An 18,148-nucleotide genomic window follows, 5' to 3' on the forward strand; every position below is an offset into this window, starting at 1 on the left:
GCCGCTTTCCCATGACGCCGGACCGGCTGATCACGGAACTGCCAGACCCTTGCCAACCGGTCGCAGGGCAGCTGCCCAGGCAGCAAGGCACCTAAGGGGAAGGAAGCAGGTCGGTGTGCAACGCGGCCAGATCTCTGGCGGGGTGGCAGAGGGGGAGGTTTTTAGTGCCGTCGTCGTTGAGGTGGGTCCGCCGTCTACGCATTCCCCACCTGTGGTCAAAGCTAGGACAGCCCCAGTTGCGCACTGCCCGCTCAACTTGTCCTCCTTCTGCCTCGGTTTGCGTGGGTCGGATTTGGTGCTTCAGCTTTTGCCGCCGGGCTGTTTGCGGTTCAGGTCTGGGCGCGAGTTCGGATCTCTGGTCACTTCGTTTATGGGGTCGATGCGCTGCTGACGTTGATCGATCACCAGCTTGCCCGGGTGACGCAATGCACTGGGACCTGTCTCCGTGTTCACGCTTTCGCTGCGCTGCAACGGCGCCGGAATGTTCAGCTTTTGCGACCGCAGGGGGCGGGCCGATTTCGCCAGACACAAACCCAGCCAGAGACCCAGCCCAAGGGCAGCGAAGCCTCCGATTACCGAAGGGAATGGCAAAACCAGGTGCCAGCCGGGGCGGGCCCTGACGGGAAGCAGCCCGTAGTCGATCAGCAGCGCCAGCAACGCTGTTCCCACAGCCGCAAGGGCGGCCGAGCGGACAATCGCAGCAGCACGGTCGCAATCCCCGCCCAGAACAGGCAGGAAATGAGGTGGATTGCCAGACCCAGCCCGTTATGCGGCAGGTCCACAGCGTCGATGTGCCGGACTTCAGGCCCTTGGATCGCTTGCGTGCTCACGTTGAAAGGCATCCAGAAGGGATGACCGGCCAGAATCGAAAGGACAGCCAGCACCATCCCTGAAAACACCGCCGCGCAGATCCCGCCATACAGGAGTTCGGTGATAGTGACATTCGGACGAGCGGTCATTTTCCATCCTTACGTCGGTACGACCATCAGGTTTAACATGCTCGCCCCCCCATGTTCCGAACACGATCATGCTCGTTATAGAGGAACAGTTTGTGCTGCTGATAATTGGCATCGACGGATTGGCGCGGGAGGTTCGACCGCCTCGCCGACTGGACGCGCCTGGCAACCCGTGGTCATGAATCCTGAGTCTAAATCTGGCTATCGTCTCAGCCGTATGTTCTACGGTTCAGATCCGTGGGCTGTCCCTTCCTTTCAAGAACTTTCCCGAAACATTTGATCCATAAAATTTAACCTTGATCGTTAAGGGCTGCGGGCAATTGGCCAAATGCCACATACGCGAAAAATTCCGCGCCCCCGCTGGGCATTTCAACACCATTCATCAGATTTTAGGAAATTGGCGTTTAGCCTCGATCGACTTGTGTTGAGGTTCACATGGCGAAGCCACCGCTGCCAGAAATGTACAGAAGTGAAGTAGATGATCTGAACTACGTCATTGGGGTATGCGAACAGCAATTGCACCTCGATTCTCTGTCCAAAAATCAGCGTGAAGAATGGGAGATGGACTTGCGCAGTTGCCGTCTCGATCTTCAACAGTTCTCGGAAATCTATCAGTTCGAGATCACACCCTTCGCTCCCCAAAGGCACTCGGCGAAGGTGATCCCGTTCCCCCAGCGGAAAGTATCTCAACAAAGATAGAAGCCGCCCTTTTCTCTAACTGCATAAATTCCAACGTCTAGCACAATTAGGGTGATTGGTTTTTTCGAAAGCTGATCGATTGTCCCTGTCCATGTAGGAACAAATTTCATATGATCGTCCAGGCTCCCTTCCCCTGCATCGAAAAAATCAGAGCGGATATCTATCATGCGGTGTGGCGATGGCACTTCTATGCGGGCCTGTTAGTGCTTCCCTTTATGATCACACTGTCCCTGAGCGGGGGAATGTACCTGTTCAGAACGGAAATCGACAATTGGTATCATGCTGATCTGAAGCGTGTTGCCGTGGCGGGATCTGTAACCGTGCCGCCGACTGCCATGGTTGCGGCTGCACTCGAAGCGGTTCCGGGAAGAGCAATCCAGTTCATTCAGCCGTCAGCGCCAGGTCTCACGGCAGAAATCACCGTGGCTACGGACCAAGGTCGCGTGGCCGTCTATGTGAACCCATATAATGCCGCGGTGCAGGGCATTCTAGCCGACCGTGGCACCATCATGTGGACCATTCGAAAACTCCATAGCCTGGAGTATTTCGGAAAATATGCGCCATATCTCATCGAGATTGCTGCTGGCTGGTCAATTCTTCTCGTCGGGACAGGAGTATGGCTTTGGTGGCCGCGAGCACAGAAGGGCGGCATCATTACGGTTCGATCAAATCCGCGCCGCCGCGTGTTCTGGCGCGATCTGCATGCCGTGACTGGCATTTTTGTGGCTATATTTCTGCTATTCTTGGCTGTTAGCGGTATGCCATGGTCACGAGTTTGGGGGGCGAAGTTCAACGAATTGGCAAACGGTCACAACTACGGCTATCCAGACGGTCTTATGATCAACGTGCCGATGTCGGGCCACAAGCTCGAAGATATGTCGACAACATCATGGTCACTGATGCAAGCGATGGTCCCCGAAAGCGCGGCGGGTGGAATGCAGCCAATTACGCTGGATCAAGCGGTCGACAAACTTGATAGGCTTGGTCTCCACGTAGGTTACACGGTCGCGCTTCCTGATAGCAATGAGGGGGTTTATACGGGTTCTGTCTATCCTGATGATTTGAGCCAGCAACGTGTCGTCCATTTGGATCAATATACTGGCACCCCCCTGCTGGACCTAAGCTACACTGACTATGGGGTTATCGCAAAGTGGATTGAATGGGGCGTCAATACCCACATTGGTCAAACCTTCGGTCTCATCAACAAAATCGTACTGCTCGCTGCCTGCGTTGCTATCGTCGTGCTGGCGCTGTCGGCAGCAATCATGTGGTGGAAGCGTCGTCCCTCTGGTTCTCTGGGTGTACCACCCATGCCTGCGCGTAAAGCCGCCCTGCGGGGTCTGCTGGCAATCCTTGGTATCGGAGGGTTGATATTCCCCCTGGTTGGTGCATCTCTTATGGTGATGATCGCGCTGGACACTCTTTATGTTCGCCTCATCAGTTCTAGGATATCCACGGCCGTCTGAATCTAAAGGCTAACCCTGTCAAAATTTGAAGACCCGCCGGACTCATTTCTGAATCTGGCGGGTCTTTGCTTCTCGGGTGGCAATGTGGGCTTTTCCGGAAGAGGTGGTGTGATGCCAGGCTCATTTATTTTATAAAGATTTTAAGTTGAAGGACAAATAGGCCGTAGTACTTTAAACGATTTCCAAAGCAATTTCGATAAAAATCGCAATTGATATAACTTGGGAGTTGAAATTGACACCTACCGAAATGAGCCATGTTCATCCAGACGGCGACACTGGAAGCACAATTCACGTCGTGGATTCGCGGATGGACGGTGTACGTCATGGAATGGGCGGCGGCAAGAATGATGTATTCTATGCCATGACCGATGGGCAGACAAAGAACCAGATTCACATTCACGCGGGGGGAGGAGATGACAAAATCATCATGGATCTTGGGGTCTCAGTTTCCAAGATGATCCAGCACGGTTACCATGCCTTTGGTGACACTGGCAGGGACACCTTCGAGTTCACGAACATCAAAGCTCTCCGCGGCACGATCGTCGGGCGTATTGATGACTTCGAGGCTACGTCGGATGAAATCCGCATTGATGGGCAGAAGCTCGACCCTTTCCACCCAGGTGACATTCGGGGCCTCAACGTTCAGATCGTCGCTTATCAAGGTCAGCAATGGCTCGAGATCAAGAACGCTGATGGTGGGCGAGCACTTTTCGCCATAGAGGGCGCCCGCCAGGTTCATCTAGCGGACGGGACCTGGGGCGAGGAAGCACACTTTCTCCCATGGAACCGGGTGATTCCGACGAACTTGCCGCGGGTGCAGTTCGAGAATCCTATGAACTCCCTTCCTGATAAACTTTTGATGGACTTCAAGGGTAAGGCTCTCGCGGTGATGGGCGGCCATCCAAACGTGACGGGCACGGCAGCCAGTGACTGGATCATGGCCAATAGGGAAAGCAACCAGATCCATGGAGGTGCCGGTGCTGACTACATCAATGGTCACATGGGGAACGACACAATCTTTGGCGATGACGGCAACGATCTGATCGATGGTGGAAAGGGCTTTGATTTGATCAGGGGCGGGGCGGGCGCCGACATAATTGCAGGTGGCAGTGACGCTGACACAGTGTGGGGCGGTGCCGGGAGTGATGTGATCTACGGTGGAACCGAGCGTGATCAACTGTTCGGTGAAGCTGGGAATGATCGCCTTTTCGGCGGTCCGGGCGACGACTACGTGTCCGGTGGTGACGGCGATGACGTGATCTCGGGAGGGGGAGGAGCGGATCGCCTGGTGGCTGGGAACGGCAATGACACACTGCGCGGGGACCTCGGAAACGACAACCTGAGCGGTGAAGCCGGAAATGATCTCGTCTATGGCGGTGGTGGAAACGATGTGGTTCACGGCAATCTTGGCAATGACCAGTTGTTCGGAGACGCCGGGAATGACACCCTGTCGGGATCTGAGGGAAACGATACCCTCTTCGGAGGAGCCGGGAATGACGTTCTCTATGGCGGTACCGGCAACGATGTTCTGCTAGGAGAGGATGGCGACGATCTGCTTCACAAATCGTCGGGGAACGGCAAGTTCTACGGTGGCGCTGGCGCGGATCGCATCTATGGAGGCACCGGAAACGATTTCATTTCTGGCGGGATTGGAAACGATCGGATCTTTGCGGGCGGAGGCGCGGATACGATTGCCGGCGGAGTGGGCAAGGACATCATATCCGGAGGTGCGGGGGCGGATCACTTCGTCTTCGCGAGTATCCAGGAATCACGCACGGATCGCGGCATAGACATCATCACCGATTTCAAGCATGGATCCGGGGATGTGATCGACGTCCACGCCATCGACGCCGACCTCAACAAGGTTGGAAATCAGGATTTCCACTTCATCGGAACCTCGGCGTTTCATGGACATGCAGGTGAACTGAGATATGTCGATCAGGGCAACGGGTTGATGGTTCTTGGGGATGTAAACGGAGACGCTAAAGCTGACTTTTCAATTAGCCTCGTCGATATCCATGCGCTGAGCGGGGTCGACTTCATCCTTTGAACATCGCTGGATAGAGTTCATGGAGGACAATGGCCAGCATCGTCCTCCATGAATTTCTTACCTTGTTGTGTGGAGCGATCCTCCCTGTGTGGAAAACCGCGTTGCGCTCACTTTCAGTTTCGCTTCGAGTAGAAGTAAGTTGATAAGTTTATTGGACTCTCGTCAGTCTGAACTATGGGTTCAGGTGGTTAAAATTTGGTTCAAAGTGACGGATCGGCCAAAAATCCCCTCAAGAATCGGCGGAGTTTCGTCTCTAACGGTGTGCGCTTACGGAGATTTAATAGTGGCCAAGACGCAAAGGTATCGTTAATGAATTATAAAGAGTTTTGGTTCGTGCTATCCGAAACGATTCGAACCATTCTTGAGCATCCGCATGAACTACCAACTCCTTAAAGAGAATTTGGACACTGCTCATGTGCATGTTCTGCTATGCCGCGCACAAAGTGGTTGCTTTAGATTGAACAGTGAAGAATCGGCTGAGCTCGCTTGGAAGCTTCAACTGCACCTTCGCGAGTTGAATTTTCTTTTGGAAGATATTCAGAGAATCTAGGTGTTTAGTTCCCGGCATCTGGCGAGGATTAGATCAATCTTGCTGTAGCATGAGAAAATTTTCGTTTTGTAGTTACAAAGATGTCGGCGGGTGAAGAAATTAACCGATTCAGATCTGCCGTGTTGGGCGATTCAGATCGCCGCCAAGGCAATGTATGAGTTGTTTTGAAAGCGCGATGCAGTGAAGCTCCGCCCTCGTTCTGTTCCCGCTTTCGCACGGGCATTCCGATCCCACCACACCAACCAGTTCATCGCGAAGGCGCGCCTTGTGTCGCTTGACAAAGGAACCGGATTGACCTTCCACGAGATCAGTTCAGCTATATGATCTGCTGCAACACTGGGGTCGAAAATAAACGGCTCGGTCACTCCATCCGACGTAATGAATCCTTCATAGCGTCTGGGCTGGACGATATTGATGTAGCTGGCATCGTTGGACAGCATTCTGTCGATCAGAAGGAAATTCCCATTCACCGGCCTGTAGTCAAGTTGAATTACCCTCTTCTCCCCTCGAGAAAATATCAGGTTGTGCAGGTGCGATCCCTCTAGACCAACTATCGTGTCATGCTCCGCCAAGATTCGCACTTGTTGCAGGAAGGGCAGTTTTTCTGGAGTAATTACTCGGAATCCGGCGTTCATCAAAGCGGCCTCGAGCTCCAGTTCTCCGTATCCCAGCCTTTTGGTGACGTCTTGCGACGAGCGAGAAAGATAAAGAGGCTCAGGACGCTTTTGTATCCGGCCGCGTGCCTCTACCATGTCCGTAGCACGTTTCAGCCAGGACCAGTGATTCGCATTGAACGATGACCGGATTACGAAGCCGGGATCTGGAATAATGACCTCGTCATACTGAGTCGCCTCAGTAATTATTTCAATTTTGCAAAGGTCAGCTTCTGGGATGAGGTGCTTCAGAACATCGGATCGGCCGAGCCGGTCCAGATCACCTTTCAAGAAAACGATCTTGTCTATGTCCGACAACTCACCGTATTTCCACAGTCGAGATAGACCTTCTGTAATAAAGTGTCCGAAGTGGTTGAAGTAATATCCACCAAACAAGACCGCTGAGGCCTCGCGCCTTGTTGGCGCAGCATTAAATTCTTCCTTCGGTCCTCTGTATATTCGTTTTGCTCGCCTCAAGGATGAACCATCAATCGGAGTTCCGTCCTTTTCGAATGCCCCCTCATTGGTCGAGCCATTTAGCTGCGGGATCACCGCGGCAAAGGAATAGGATCTGACTGTGAGAGAACTGTTGCTTACATGTAGCTCCTCCGGATTGTCCAACCAAGTCCTATGTGAGATTGCGACGTTGGATGCAGACAAGGCGAACTCCGAATGATGCCATCATGAACAAGATATCTATGCCACCGAACAGAGTTGCGTAAAGGAGTGCCCACCGTCTCCGCATAGCTCACGGGGCGGATGATCAGAGCATTACCCATCAAACGCTCACTAGCTGCAGGGCATCGTCTGGCAGCGGGCGCTGTAGCGTCCGTGCTATCTCCCAAGGCGCGTACATCCATGCTTCCCATTCGCCTGGGCTCCGCAGGATCACCGGCATTGCCTTGGGATGGATCGCGCCAACCTCGGCATTGGAGACGCAGGTCAGGAAACCGAAAAGATCATCGACGGTCTCACCGTCCTTGACCTTGCGGATGCTGGTCCAGCCTCGTGTTTCTATGCCTGCAAAAAACATGGGCGCATCGTCGACGGGGGCGAACCAGACCGGGCGTTTGTCCGCGCCCGGTTCGCTGAAACGGTCGACCGAAACAAGGCAGCGGTGCTCTGGCCCCAGCCAGCGCCGCCAGTGCGGGCTGGCGACGTTGCGGATATTGGTAACGCCAGCGTCCCGGCCGCTCTTGCTGTGGAACTGCGGCGGGCTTGGCAGGCCCCGACGCGCCTTGACCAGATCCCAGCCCTCACCCTCACCGTGCCGGATGATCGGCGCCAGGCGGTCAGGATAGATATCCCCCGGCTCCAGGTTCACGGCACGATCGGAAAGGCGCGAGAACAGCCGGCGCATCAATTCCTGAGGGGTGCTGCTGTGGTAGAGATTGCACATGCGATCAGGTCTTCTCGTTTTGCCAGATCCATTTCGTAATCTGCCGAACCGGCCGGCGGACGGTCAAGCCTTCCGCCAGCTCGCGCGCGCTCGGCAAGCTCCATTGGATGTCCAGATATTCCGAGGTCTTACAACGCCCGCATTTGAAGGGAGGAAGATGGGCCTGATGATACGGCCCGACCACCTTCATCAGGTCCGTCGCCCAGTACCGCGCCGAGCGCTTGCGCATCGTGCAGTGGACCGTGAGCAACATGCCCTTCTCCGCCTGCTGGTAAAGCATCGGGTTTCGGGAGCGGTTCGATGAAAAGCGCTTCGGGGGCTTGGATGAGCATTGAGAACTAAAAGAGAACAAACTAGACCGGTGAGGCGGAAGAGTCGATGCTGCCGAGAGACGGGAACCGGGACTAAAATGCTGCGTTTCTCGGCCGTCAGGTCGTCGATGGTATGGAGGGGTGCCCGATGGACGAGAGTGTTTTGGCATGCGTGCCCGGTCTTCTGACGCACGCGAGGACATTCGAACTCTACGAGCGAGCGGCTGAAGATCTCGTCGCGACCGCCTTGACCTGGGCAATTGATCACGTCGATCAGTTCGATCCCCGATTTGGTCTGGAGAACTGGCTCGTCTTCATCACTGACATGTTGGCCTGTGAGGTATTGGGAAAGCCAGCGCCCGACCAATAGATATTCAAGGGTCGCCCCTCAGTATGACAAGCGTGCGCCATAGGCGGAGTTCCGCAGATTTGGCCACACTACCTGGGCCGATCACTTCCCGACCGAAGTAAGGGCGAGATCAGTGCTGTGCCCCTAGTTGAATAATCCGCCGGGCTCGGCCAGCCTTGGTTAACATTGGTCATAGTGCGGAACCCCAAGGTGCTCGACATCTCGTCCGACCTCCAGCAGCCGTCAGGTTGGCTCACCAGCCCGATATGCCGGATCGAGGATCTGCGTGATGCCGTCAGAGGGGCGGGTCTGGATGCGGTGCAGATGTCCAGGGGCATGCTGGATGGCAGCCTTGCTTTTCTGCAGATAGATGACCTGCAGATGACGAGCGGTCTGATCAACGGCAAGGTTGGACTGACGGGCCCCCTTTCCGAGGATTGCATTACCTTTGGTATCGGGCTCCGAATCCCGCCGGGCTGCCGACATTGGCATCATGAGTTGGGAACCGGTGCATTCGGCCTCTTCTTGGAGGGTGACGAACATGCCTCCCTGTATCCTCCCGGGTCTCCCTACGTCGCACTGACGCTCCATGAAGAACAGTTGATCGAGCTTGCTGCACAGGAAGAGAGGGTCGTCGATCGCAGCACCTTGGGCGGCACTGGCTTCCGACCAGAAACCTTACTGGATGCAGTTGTCGCCGCGTTGGCGCATCAGATGGATCTGGTACATCACGGCGTTCATGGCGCAGGCGTGGATGTCCCCACTGCAATGCTTCGCCTTGCCATCTCTGCCTACTCGCGCGCGCCGGGAATCGGATCGAGAGCAGCTGCGATGCGGACGGAAACGCGATTGCGTCCTGTCGCTGACCCGCAGCGACCACCGGGATTTCGGCCCAAAGGTGGTGGGATCAATAGAGAGCCATGGGACGGGTTGGAAGCCGCGCGTACCACCTTCCATCTTCCCGGCGGCACCTTCCCGTTAGACTGAGATGACCCTAGCGCCGAGTCCATTCGGGAAGGTCCGCCCCTCGCACATGGACCAACTGTTCTGGCCATTTTCCCGGCGTTTTGGACAGCTTCACTTGTGGCCCCAGTCGGCGCACCTCTCCGTAAGGCGTCTTGGCGACGAGTATTTCCGGCGAGATAAGTCGATTGTTCGGACCGGAAAGATCGAAGTCCAGATCCGGGAAGCGACCTATGCTTGCATACCACATCGCCGCCCGCGTCAGGCTTACACGCACGTGATAGCTCCCGCCTTCCCGGGCTCGGCGTCTGAGCGCAGCGATCACCCCGCAAGCGCCAAGGTATCCCGCGATGTAATCGTTCATGACAAGAGTGGGGGGGAAACGCGGCGGTCCCCCCGCTCCTTCTTCGATGGTGAACCCCGAAACCGAAAGCCCCTCCATATCGAAGCCGCCCCGCTGCGCCCACGGGCCGGTCACGCTGTTGGCATTGCACGAAAGATAAATAAGGCCGGGATGCCCGCCGGCCAGTTCTTCGGCACCGAAGCCCAACCGGTCCAAGGTGCCCAGACGATAATTTTCCACAAAGACATCCGTCTTCGGGATAAGCCCCTTGAGCCGCTTGTTCTGCTTCGGTTCTCTCAGATCGACGAAGGTAGAGCGCATGCCGACATTCACATCGATCACGAAGGCCTCGTGCTCGAAGGCCTGGTCGCGGGCGACGTGCAGCACTTCCGCTCCGTATTCCGACAGGGTGCGGGATGAGCACGTGCCGGCAATTACGTGGGTGTTCGACATGACCCGTACCCCCGAAAGGGGCTGGGTCGGGTCGGGAGACCATGGAACAGGCGCACTGTCGGCGATCTTGACGATCTCGATCAGCGGTGTTTTGGCCAGTATCTTGCCTTCTGGATGGGCCAGCCACTCCTCGCGCGTGCGATGGACCACGCCGACGCCGCCTGCCTCGCTCAGTTCCTCCTCGAACTCGAACGCGTCGACCTGCTTGAACGCGCTAACGATGTTGTCGCGGCCCGGCGGGCATTTGAGCGTCTGAAGCGCCCGTTCGTTGAGATGCGGATAGGCGCCGGTGACGTTAAAGAAGCGGCCATCCCGCGTCTCGAACGGGACGAAGGTCATCGGATTGCCAAGTCCAATCGGCGCCTGCAACATCAGTCCGTTCAAGGTGGGGATTACAAAATCGCGCGGTATGGGATCGCCGGCGGGAACCGTGCCCTCACGCTGCGCCATCAGCAGGATCGCGCCAATCAGCGGGTTCACGTTGTAGATGGACTCGCGCAGGTCGACGGTAAGATCCTGCGCCTGCCCGGTGCGATCAAGCCAGATCGCCGCTGCGCCGACGGCCGCGCCCATCGCCGGGATCGCCATGCATGCGCCCACCCGGAAATGGCTGCGAATGATCGGATCTCTGCCGGTGAAGGTCACCTTGCCACCACCATCGGTCGGCGATCCGCCGATCATCGCCATGAACTCGGCGAACACGACATCAATGTCGAATTCTCCCGCCTGCGCCGCCGCAGAGCCAGAGCGAAATCCCCCCAAGGAGGCGGTCATGGCCGCTGCCACACCAAGCAGTAGATCTCGTCTGTTTGTCGTCATGGTTTTAGCCCTTGATATGAGACGTTTGGCCCCCGGTAAGGTCGAGTCCTCGTTCAGAAGGTCAGCCGGGCCCAAAGTCCGATGGCAACCACATAGTCCTCGGTCGGGTTCAGTGCCGGATCGACAATCAGCTGTATGTCGGGTGTGACTGCGAATTGCGGCGTGACCTGGAAGCGGTAGAACATCTCTGCCGTATACTGGCTGTCCAAGAGCTCGCTGGCAGGCTTCGCCCAACCCAGCGCGAAGCCAAAAAGGTCCGAGGGCGCGCCCGGAGGACGATAGCCGATCCCGGCGGCGACATTGCGTTCGATTAGCCAACCGTCGGACCAGCCACCCCGCAGAAACCCCATCATGTTCTCGTTCAGCATGCCGTTGGCGTTGAACGCGACGCCCTTGGCTCGGGGGCTACCATCATCAAGTTCGTCTCGGTACCAGGTCGTGATGTGAAAGTTGTTCGCATCCATAGGTCCCCTTGCCTGGATCGGCGTGCCGGTCTGGGCGAGGCTCGTGAATCCGAATTCCAGATGGTAGAAGTGGTCGCCCTTTTCGAAGAAGTCGTTGATGGTCCAACCGGTATCGTCGCTATAGGGCGTGTACATTCCCGCAGTGATGTAGAAATTGTTCCGAGGATAGACGGCTGCTACCATGCCAAAACCCCGCAGGGGGATGGGAATCGTGGGGCTCGTTGAGAAACTTTGGTTCAGGAACTGCCGGTTGTCGTCAAAGAACGGATAGGCATTCACGTAGTTCGGTGCGAATATCTTACCGATCGTATATTGGAAGCGACCTCCCATCAGGTTCTGGCGGATATAGGCCTGGGTGATGCCTAGGTCGAAATCTCCCCACGTCGCCGCGGTGGCGGTCGCCGACCCGGTCTGGAACCCGGCCCATAACGGTGAGAGATCGGACCCCAGTTGCCGACGGTCTTCAATCGCCATATCGAAAGTCAAGGCATCTGGCGCGCCACGATTCAGGATATCGGCGGAGATATTGAGGGTGAATTTATGCCCGGCGCTGTTTTCCTCACCGCCAAGGGTGCTGCTGTAATTCTGCCACAGGATGCCGTAAGAGCCGCCGATCGTCAGGCCATATTCCTCCTGCAAATTTTTCTTGAATTGAAACCAAGGCCCAAGATTTGTCTCGAAGCGGAAGAAACCTCGCTTCGGAATTGCGTCATCGGCCAGATCCCCTCCGGCCGACAGCGTCCCGTCCAGCAGGTCAGGATAGGCCTCCTCGTACTCCTCACTGCTCGCGAGGGGCGATATCGGCGCGTCTTGCGCGCCAGCCTTGTTGGAAATGCCCGTGGTGGCGCCCGTTGCCGCGAAGACTGCAATCAGCACATGGACAAGGCTAGTTGTGTTTGCCATGACAAACTCCTGTCGTCCGAAAGCGACTGAACCTTGGCACTTCCAAACCAAATTCCGTTGGGGCACTTATCGCGTCGGAAAGGCTGTTCAAACAATCCGGACTTTGCCTCCACGTCCCAATTCGGGATGCAGTGCAAATATCCGATGCGGTCGGCCAGGCCGCGCACCATGGAATGCTTGATTCTTTACTGGACAGATCTGTGATCGCCATTGATTATGAGGAGGAAGATGCGGCCACCGGGTTAACGTGATGACGCCTCGGACTAGCTTTTCCGCACCAAATTCCGAACCCCCAATACTGCAGAGGAAAGGCATTCTTCTATCGACGGAATCGGTGAGCCCCGCCGATCGGTTCGAATGGTGGCGAAACGAATTCAGCGGGGTTCACAAGGTCGAGGTCCCTGCGGAAAGGCGACGGGAATTCACGGCACTGGGGAGGCATTGGCAGCTGAACCGTATCCTGCTGGGACATTACAGAACAGCCTCCCGCCAAGTGGTCCGGACACCTGCCGACATTCGCCGCGACAACCTTGATCACTGGGTGCTGCGCATCGCCATCGACGGATATCTTGAGTGCCGTGGTCAAAGCGGGACGTTCCGGGTAGTTTCCGGTCAGGTCACCGTTGGCACCTTTGCCCAAAGCTATTCCGACTATTACAGCACAGGCGAATGGATCGCCGTGATGATTCCACGTGACCTGCTGCCGAGGTTCGGCATGGCGCGGCAAGGAAGAAAGTCCGGGGTTCTCTCGGGTGGTGTCGCGTTGCTCTTGAAGGATTTCCTAATCTCCCTGGTACAGCGCCTACGGCAAAGGCCCGCCGACCTGCTGTCACTCAGCCAGGTAGCTCAGGCCATGATTATCGCATGCCTTGAAGGTGACGGCGCGCCAATCAGCGACAGGATTGTTCCGCGTTCGGTCGCCATGCGAGCCCAAGTCGATCACGTAATCCGACGGAATATCGGATCGGCCAGGCCGACGCCCGACCGCGTCTGCGATGCGTCCGGACTATCTCGCTCGGTGCTTTATCGACTTTTCGAGGATCGAGGGGGCGTGGCGGCCTACATCCAGAACATGCGACTTGAGCTTGTGCGCGCCGAGCTGGAGAATCCCTCTCGTGCAGGGGAGACAATCTCCAGCATCGCTGCGCGCCATGGCCTCCACAATTCCGCAGCTTTCTGCCGAGCATTTCGACAGAAATTCGGCTGCACCGCGGGTGAGGTCCGCGCTACGTCCGGCGATCCGCACCCGCGCGAGCACCGGCCCCAACGCGGTACCTTCCTCAGCCTTCTTGACTGACACATCTACGCAGCTGAAGCACCGGTGAATCGAAGTTTCGTGTCGGCGGCGATTTCGGCTTGGCCGGTTTAGTCCGGTCGGCCCATTGCCTTCACTCGGTTGACGATGGCGCCGCACGGCGGCACTCTGCAAAGCCGAAATTTGACACTGCGTGCAGCATCTTGAACCTATGAGCGTCTGGGCTGCGGACCGTGCTGCCGTTTGCAGGTGCAGCACGGAGGTAAGCCAATGATCATTTACTGTCGTCGCGTTGCGCGGAAAGCCGTCTGACGGCACTGCGGCACGGAAGTCGTAGCGAACCCGGGATAGCGGACGCTCCTGCAGACCACAGCGGCCATGCGCTTTGGAATGGAATGTAGTGGCTCGAGTGCTCTGCCTGAGGACAAGTTCGAAAATCGGGCAGACGGGCTTGAAAGTCGAAGGTGACGACCGACATCAAGAAATTCTCCGATCTGAACGGCGGTGCGGCCGCCATCCTTAAGAACCAGAAGATCAAGCGTTGGATCCTGGCCGTGCCGCTGCACGACAGCAAGGCGGTGGTGGAGCACGCTGCAAAGAAGGCGGCGATAGTACGGGCGAAGAAACTACCGTATGTCGATGTCGATTTTCAGATCATCATCCAGGATCGCGAGACCTTCGACGCCGACACGTGGAATCACAGGATGCTATTACGCAGGCGCATTCGCCCGGTAGTCCCGGAACCCACCGATGACGAGATTGCGGTGCTCTCCGAAGGGGATCAGACCTTAGCCGACAACCTTCGCACGAAAATGGTGAAGCGCGTGTCGGATCCCGGCGAACTGGAGGATGTCGTCGACGATCTGCTCCGCGTGTTCGTTCACTCGGAAAATGCCAAGGACGCGCTGCGATATATGGCTCCTGATGCGTATGAGGAGGTCGTTCGATTAATTTCGGAGCGGTTGAGGCGCCTGCGGCTCGGATCGCGAAAGCTTTTCGGCGACCCTTTGGATGCAGAGATAGATTCGCTGAAAGCCGCAATCCTTGCGGCAGTACCGAATCTCGATCCCGGCGCGGCCGACACGATTGCGCTCGGTGCAGTGAGCGACTGGCTGATGCGCTGCCCACTGAGGCTCGACTGATATGGAAGAGGCCAATCGAATCCGGTCGAAGCTGACCGGCGACTTCTCGGTGACAAAGCGGCCTGAACCGATCGCCGGCGACCTGCGCCTCGGTTGGGGCGTCTCGCTGCTGCTCCTCGTTCTGGCGTCGTCACGTGGGCAGCGGTGTAGTCTGCAGAAGATTCACTTCCTCGCACATTTGAGCCGTACGGCGAAATCGCGGCAGCATATGCGTGAGGTGCTAGCGAGGCGTCGAGGACCGGTCGACCTTTCAGTCCGCATTGAGCCCGGGGGTGAATCGGGCAGCGGCGTTCGCCGCCGCCAGCGGACTCGTCCTCGTTCGGGAAGGCAAGGCCCTGGCGTTGTCAGACGACGGCAAGAAGGCAGTGGCGGCGATCCGGAAAGAGAAGCTGCTTGAGGACGAAGCCTTGTTCCTCGAGGAAATTGGCAAGTTTACGACGGAGCAGGTGGTGGAGCAGATAATGAAGATGGAAGCTTTCTGATGCTCCGCATCAACCACATCAGGCTCCGCGCTGAACCGACTGGCGGTCTATACGGAGCCGACGTTAGGCTCAACGGCGGACTGACCGTTCTCCACGCGCCAAACACCTCTGGCAAGTCGACCGTCCTCCATGCATTTCTCTATGCTTTAGGTCTTGAGCAGATGCTCAGCCCGAGGCGGGAGATCCCTCTCTCCTATGCGATGCGGGAATACGTCGAGAATCCCGCCAACGGGGTCGAGCAGCCTGGATGCCCAGCGGGAGGTCTGCGAGGCCTATATCGCCAGCCAGCGCTCCGAGGGCTGGGTGGTGCTGCGCGAACGCTACGATGATGGCGGCATCTCGGGCGGCACGCTCGACCGTCAAGGTCTGACCCGGCTGCTGACCGATATCGAGGACGGGCTGGTCGATGTCGTGGTGGTCTACAAGATCGACCGGCTCTCGCGTTCGCTGATGGATTTCTCGAAGCTGGTCGAGATTTTCGACCGCAACGGGGTGACCTTCATCTCGGTCACGCAGAGCTTTAACACCACGACCTCTATGGGCCGGCTGACGCTGAACATCCTGCTGAGCTTTGCGCAGTTCGAGCGCGAGGTCACCGCCGAGCGGATCCGCGACAAGTTTGCCGCCAGTCGCAAGCGCGGGCTGTGGATGGGCGGCGTGCCGCCCTATGGCTACCGTGTCCAGGGCCGCAAGCTCCTCGTCGAGGAGGACAGGGCCGCCGAGGTGCGCTGGATCTTCGACCGATTCGCCGAACTGGGATCCGGCACCATGCTGGCCCGCGAGGTGGCGCTGCGGGGTCTCCGCACCTCGCGCGGCAACCCGCTCGACAAGAAGTACATCTACAGGATGCTGAACAACCGCGCCTATCTCGGCGAGGCGGTGCACAAGGGCGAGAGCTATCCCGGCGAGCACGCCGCCATCATCGGGCATTGGGCATGGGACCGCGTGCATGCCATCCTGCGGGAAAGCCCGCGCAAGCGGGCCGCCCGGACCCGCGCCGGCACCCCGGCACTTCTCAAGGGGTTGATCTACGGTCCCGATGGTGCGGCCTTCTCCCCGAGCCACACGCGTAAGGGCGCGCGGCTCTATCGCTACTATGTCAGCCAGAGCGTTCTGGCGCGCGGGGCAGGGGCCTGCCCGATCGGCCGGGTTTCCGCCGGTGAGATCGAGGCGGCGGTGATCGGACAGCTCCGCGCCGTGTTCCGGCAGCCCGAGATCGTGGCCGGGACCATGCGCGCCATCCGCGAACAGGACGAGACGATCACCGAGGCCGAGGTCTGCGCGGCGCTTCAGGAGCTTGATCCGCTCTGGGATGAGCTTTTCCCCGCCGAGCAGGCACGCATCGTCGCCCTTCTGGTCGAGCGCATCGATCTGGGCGAGGAGGGCCTGAGCCTGCGCCTGCGCACCGAAGGTCTCCCGGGGCTGGCGCGTGAGATGTTGGCGCGCGATGTGGGGCAGGCGGCATGAGGGGAGACCATACCGCACCGGACAGCATCGTGCTGAAGGTCCCGTTCCGCATCGTCAAGCGCGGGGGGCGCAAGGAGGTCCATCTGCCGCCTGATGCCCCGCAGCATCGCGATGCCGATGACACGCTGGTGCGGGCGTTGGCCCGGGCCTTCCGCTGGAAGCGGCAGCTGGATACCGGCACTTTCGCCACCATCGCCGATCTTGCCCGTCACGAGCAGATCGCGCTGAGCTATGTCACCCGGATCCTGCGCCTGACCTTGCTCGCGCCGGACATTGTCGAGGCGATCCTCGCCGGGCGGCACGGACCCAGGATCAGCCTTGCTCAACTCCAGGCAGGCTTCCCCGAGGAGTGGGATGCCCAGCGGGCGCTGCTCGGGCTGAGCAAGCTGTTGCTGCACTGATGCCGGACTTCACCAATGGCGATCAATACCAACGCAAGTCGCTGATCACTCTCAGTAGACCACAGAACGCAAAGGAATAGATTCATGTCAGAAGATTTCGATGCCTCGCGCAAGCCGGACCTCAAGCAGGAAGCTGCCGAGGCCGAGGAGAGGGCCGCGAAAAAGCGAGCCGAGGCCGAGCACGCCCGCAAGTTGGCCGAGCAGTCTCTCGAGGCCGCAAGTGCGGCGGAGAAGGCTGCCGCTGCCGCCGAAGCCGAGGCCCGCGCCGCGCGGGACCGGATCGGCCGAATGCCCCGAGTGCGCCCAGAGCGCCGCTCGGACCAACTCAGCGTCCGCGCCACGACGAGCCTGCGGGACAGGGTTGAAAGTGAAGCCAAGGCCGAGGGGATCGCGATCTCCGAATATGTCGAACGGGCAATGATCCACTATTTCCGCTCGAAGGAGAGCTGACTGGGCTGGTGCCGCCGCTTGTCGGCGGTGCACAGTTCAGCTCTCCGATAACTGCGCCTCACCTCGGCCGGAATGTCGGTTCTGCCCATGGCTCTCTCCTCTCTGCCAGTATGGATCAGGACACGGTGGTTGTCATGCGTTCGGGTGCGCCTGGAAAATGAACTGAACCCGCTGCGGGGGCCTGTGCCTTCGCTCCCTGTGGCGGGGGAGTGCTGACGTTGCCATCATCCTCGCCATTTCCCGCCCTCTGCGACGACCGGCGACCGGGTGGGGTCTCGAAAAGCTCCCCAAGATGAAGAGCTCGACGATCGCGGCGGGGCTGAATTCGGGTGACGGCTCGCTTCTGGGTGACGTCGCCGAACGACCCCCTGGATATCCGGCGGTCGGGTCCACCGACCGCCTGAAAAACCGACCGCCTGAAAACCCGACGCTCGGAAAAACCGACGGTCGGAAAATCAGGCCCTATAAGAAGACCAATTAATAAGAAAACCAACTCTTAAGAAAACCAACCATAAGAAGGCCCCGATACCCGCTGACGCGGGCGCCGGGAGCGTGGGGGCTGTGGGTTCTTCC

16 protein-coding genes and 1 pseudogene are annotated in these 18,148 nt (G+C 58.1%); 10 read left to right on the top strand and 7 right to left on the bottom strand.

Annotated features, from left to right (window positions below; all coding sequences use genetic code 11):
* Positions 1-300: 300 nt before the first annotated feature.
* The gene (locus RM190_RS22430; protein ID WP_311761710.1) at positions 301-657 is read right to left on the bottom strand and encodes a hypothetical protein; all 357 of its coding nucleotides are present in this window, start codon (positions 655-657) and stop codon (positions 301-303) included.
* Positions 642-959 carry a hypothetical protein gene (locus RM190_RS22435; protein ID WP_311761711.1) on the bottom strand — a complete coding sequence of 106 codons (318 nt, stop codon included), beginning with the start codon at positions 957-959 and terminating at the stop codon, positions 642-644. The genes RM190_RS22430 and RM190_RS22435 overlap by 16 nt, the downstream gene beginning before the upstream one ends.
* A gap of 806 nt (positions 960-1,765) precedes the next feature.
* Here RM190_RS22435 and RM190_RS22440 point away from each other — a divergent pair.
* Together RM190_RS22440 and RM190_RS22445 are read left to right on the top strand one after the other, a co-directional pair.
* Positions 1,766-3,121: a PepSY-associated TM helix domain-containing protein gene (locus RM190_RS22440; RefSeq protein WP_311761712.1), complete on the top strand. Its 1,356-nt coding sequence runs from the start codon at positions 1,766-1,768 to the stop codon at positions 3,119-3,121.
* A 247-nt stretch (positions 3,122-3,368) separates the two neighbouring features.
* Positions 3,369-5,171, top strand: coding sequence for a calcium-binding protein (locus RM190_RS22445; protein ID WP_311761713.1), 1,803 nt, complete (start codon positions 3,369-3,371; stop codon positions 5,169-5,171).
* A 681-nt stretch (positions 5,172-5,852) separates the two neighbouring features.
* Here the strand turns inward: RM190_RS22445 and RM190_RS22450 are convergent.
* From RM190_RS22450 to RM190_RS22460, 3 genes are all read right to left on the bottom strand, one after another.
* Positions 5,853-6,995: a glycosyltransferase family 61 protein gene (locus tag RM190_RS22450; protein WP_311761714.1), complete on the bottom strand. Its 1,143-nt coding sequence runs from the start codon at positions 6,993-6,995 to the stop codon at positions 5,853-5,855.
* A 157-nt stretch (positions 6,996-7,152) separates the two neighbouring features.
* Complete coding sequence (locus RM190_RS22455; RefSeq protein ID WP_311761715.1) at positions 7,153-7,773, bottom strand: SOS response-associated peptidase; 621 nt, start codon at positions 7,771-7,773, stop codon at positions 7,153-7,155.
* Between the two features lie 4 nt (positions 7,774-7,777).
* Entirely contained in the window at positions 7,778-8,053 is a 276-nt protein-coding gene (locus RM190_RS22460; RefSeq protein WP_311761716.1) for a hypothetical protein, read from the bottom strand.
* 179 nt (positions 8,054-8,232) lie between these two features.
* Here RM190_RS22460 and RM190_RS22465 point away from each other — a divergent pair, with 179 nt between their 5' ends.
* Positions 8,233-8,454, top strand: coding sequence for a hypothetical protein (locus tag RM190_RS22465; RefSeq protein ID WP_311761717.1), 222 nt, complete (start codon positions 8,233-8,235; stop codon positions 8,452-8,454).
* A 189-nt stretch (positions 8,455-8,643) separates the two neighbouring features.
* Entirely contained in the window at positions 8,644-9,420 is a 777-nt protein-coding gene (locus tag RM190_RS22470; RefSeq protein WP_311761718.1) for a hypothetical protein, read from the top strand.
* A gap of 7 nt (positions 9,421-9,427) precedes the next feature.
* Here the strand turns inward: RM190_RS22470 and RM190_RS22475 are convergent, their stop codons facing one another.
* Complete coding sequence (locus tag RM190_RS22475) at positions 9,428-11,011, bottom strand: CoA transferase (protein WP_311761719.1); 1,584 nt, start codon at positions 11,009-11,011, stop codon at positions 9,428-9,430.
* A 53-nt stretch (positions 11,012-11,064) separates the two neighbouring features.
* The gene (locus RM190_RS22480) at positions 11,065-12,378 is read right to left on the bottom strand and encodes a carbohydrate porin (RefSeq protein WP_311761720.1); all 1,314 of its coding nucleotides are present in this window, start codon (positions 12,376-12,378) and stop codon (positions 11,065-11,067) included.
* A 334-nt stretch (positions 12,379-12,712) separates the two neighbouring features.
* Here RM190_RS22480 and RM190_RS22485 point away from each other — a divergent pair, with 334 nt between their 5' ends.
* From RM190_RS22485 to RM190_RS22510, 6 genes and pseudogenes are all read left to right on the top strand, one after another.
* Positions 12,713-13,675, top strand: a complete 963-nt coding sequence (locus RM190_RS22485; RefSeq protein ID WP_311761721.1) for a helix-turn-helix domain-containing protein — start codon at positions 12,713-12,715, stop codon at positions 13,673-13,675.
* Positions 13,676-14,097: 422 nt separating this feature from the next.
* Complete coding sequence (locus RM190_RS22490) at positions 14,098-14,775, top strand: hypothetical protein (protein ID WP_311761722.1); 678 nt, start codon at positions 14,098-14,100, stop codon at positions 14,773-14,775.
* A 272-nt stretch (positions 14,776-15,047) separates the two neighbouring features.
* The gene (locus RM190_RS22495) at positions 15,048-15,257 is read left to right on the top strand and encodes a hypothetical protein (RefSeq protein WP_311761723.1); all 210 of its coding nucleotides are present in this window, start codon (positions 15,048-15,050) and stop codon (positions 15,255-15,257) included.
* A 237-nt stretch (positions 15,258-15,494) separates the two neighbouring features.
* Positions 15,495-16,724: pseudogene (locus RM190_RS22500) on the top strand (recombinase family protein); the annotation flags it as partial.
* The gene (locus RM190_RS22505; protein WP_311761724.1) at positions 16,721-17,125 is read left to right on the top strand and encodes a hypothetical protein; all 405 of its coding nucleotides are present in this window, start codon (positions 16,721-16,723) and stop codon (positions 17,123-17,125) included. The pseudogene RM190_RS22500 and the gene RM190_RS22505, both read left to right, overlap by 4 nt.
* Positions 17,126-17,209: 84 nt before the next feature.
* The gene (locus tag RM190_RS22510; protein ID WP_311761725.1) at positions 17,210-17,575 is read left to right on the top strand and encodes a hypothetical protein; all 366 of its coding nucleotides are present in this window, start codon (positions 17,210-17,212) and stop codon (positions 17,573-17,575) included.
* Positions 17,576-18,148: the final 573 nt, after the last annotated feature.

Source organism: Paracoccus broussonetiae (assembly GCF_031854425.1).
In the GTDB taxonomy this organism is placed as follows: domain Bacteria; phylum Pseudomonadota; class Alphaproteobacteria; order Rhodobacterales; family Rhodobacteraceae; genus Paracoccus; species Paracoccus broussonetiae.

Bases quoted from the DNA above. Each gene is read 5' to 3' on its own strand.
- RM190_RS22435 (WP_311761711.1), bottom strand. From the start codon at position 959: ATGACCGCTCGTCCGAATGTCACTATCACCGAACTCCTGTATGGCGGG.
- RM190_RS22440 (WP_311761712.1), top strand. From the start codon at position 1,766: ATGATCGTCCAGGCTCCCTTCCCCTGCATCGAAAAAATCAGAGCGGAT.
- RM190_RS22445 (WP_311761713.1), top strand. From the start codon at position 3,369: ATGAGCCATGTTCATCCAGACGGCGACACTGGAAGCACAATTCACGTC.
- RM190_RS22455 (WP_311761715.1), bottom strand. From the start codon at position 7,773: ATGTGCAATCTCTACCACAGCAGCACCCCTCAGGAATTGATGCGCCGG.
- RM190_RS22460 (WP_311761716.1), bottom strand. From the start codon at position 8,053: ATGCTTTACCAGCAGGCGGAGAAGGGCATGTTGCTCACGGTCCACTGC.
- RM190_RS22465 (WP_311761717.1), top strand. From the start codon at position 8,233: ATGGACGAGAGTGTTTTGGCATGCGTGCCCGGTCTTCTGACGCACGCG.
- RM190_RS22475 (WP_311761719.1), bottom strand. From the start codon at position 11,011: ATGACGACAAACAGACGAGATCTACTGCTTGGTGTGGCAGCGGCCATG.
- RM190_RS22480 (WP_311761720.1), bottom strand. From the start codon at position 12,378: ATGGCAAACACAACTAGCCTTGTCCATGTGCTGATTGCAGTCTTCGCG.
- RM190_RS22505 (WP_311761724.1), top strand. From the start codon at position 16,721: ATGAGGGGAGACCATACCGCACCGGACAGCATCGTGCTGAAGGTCCCG.
- RM190_RS22510 (WP_311761725.1), top strand. From the start codon at position 17,210: ATGTCAGAAGATTTCGATGCCTCGCGCAAGCCGGACCTCAAGCAGGAA.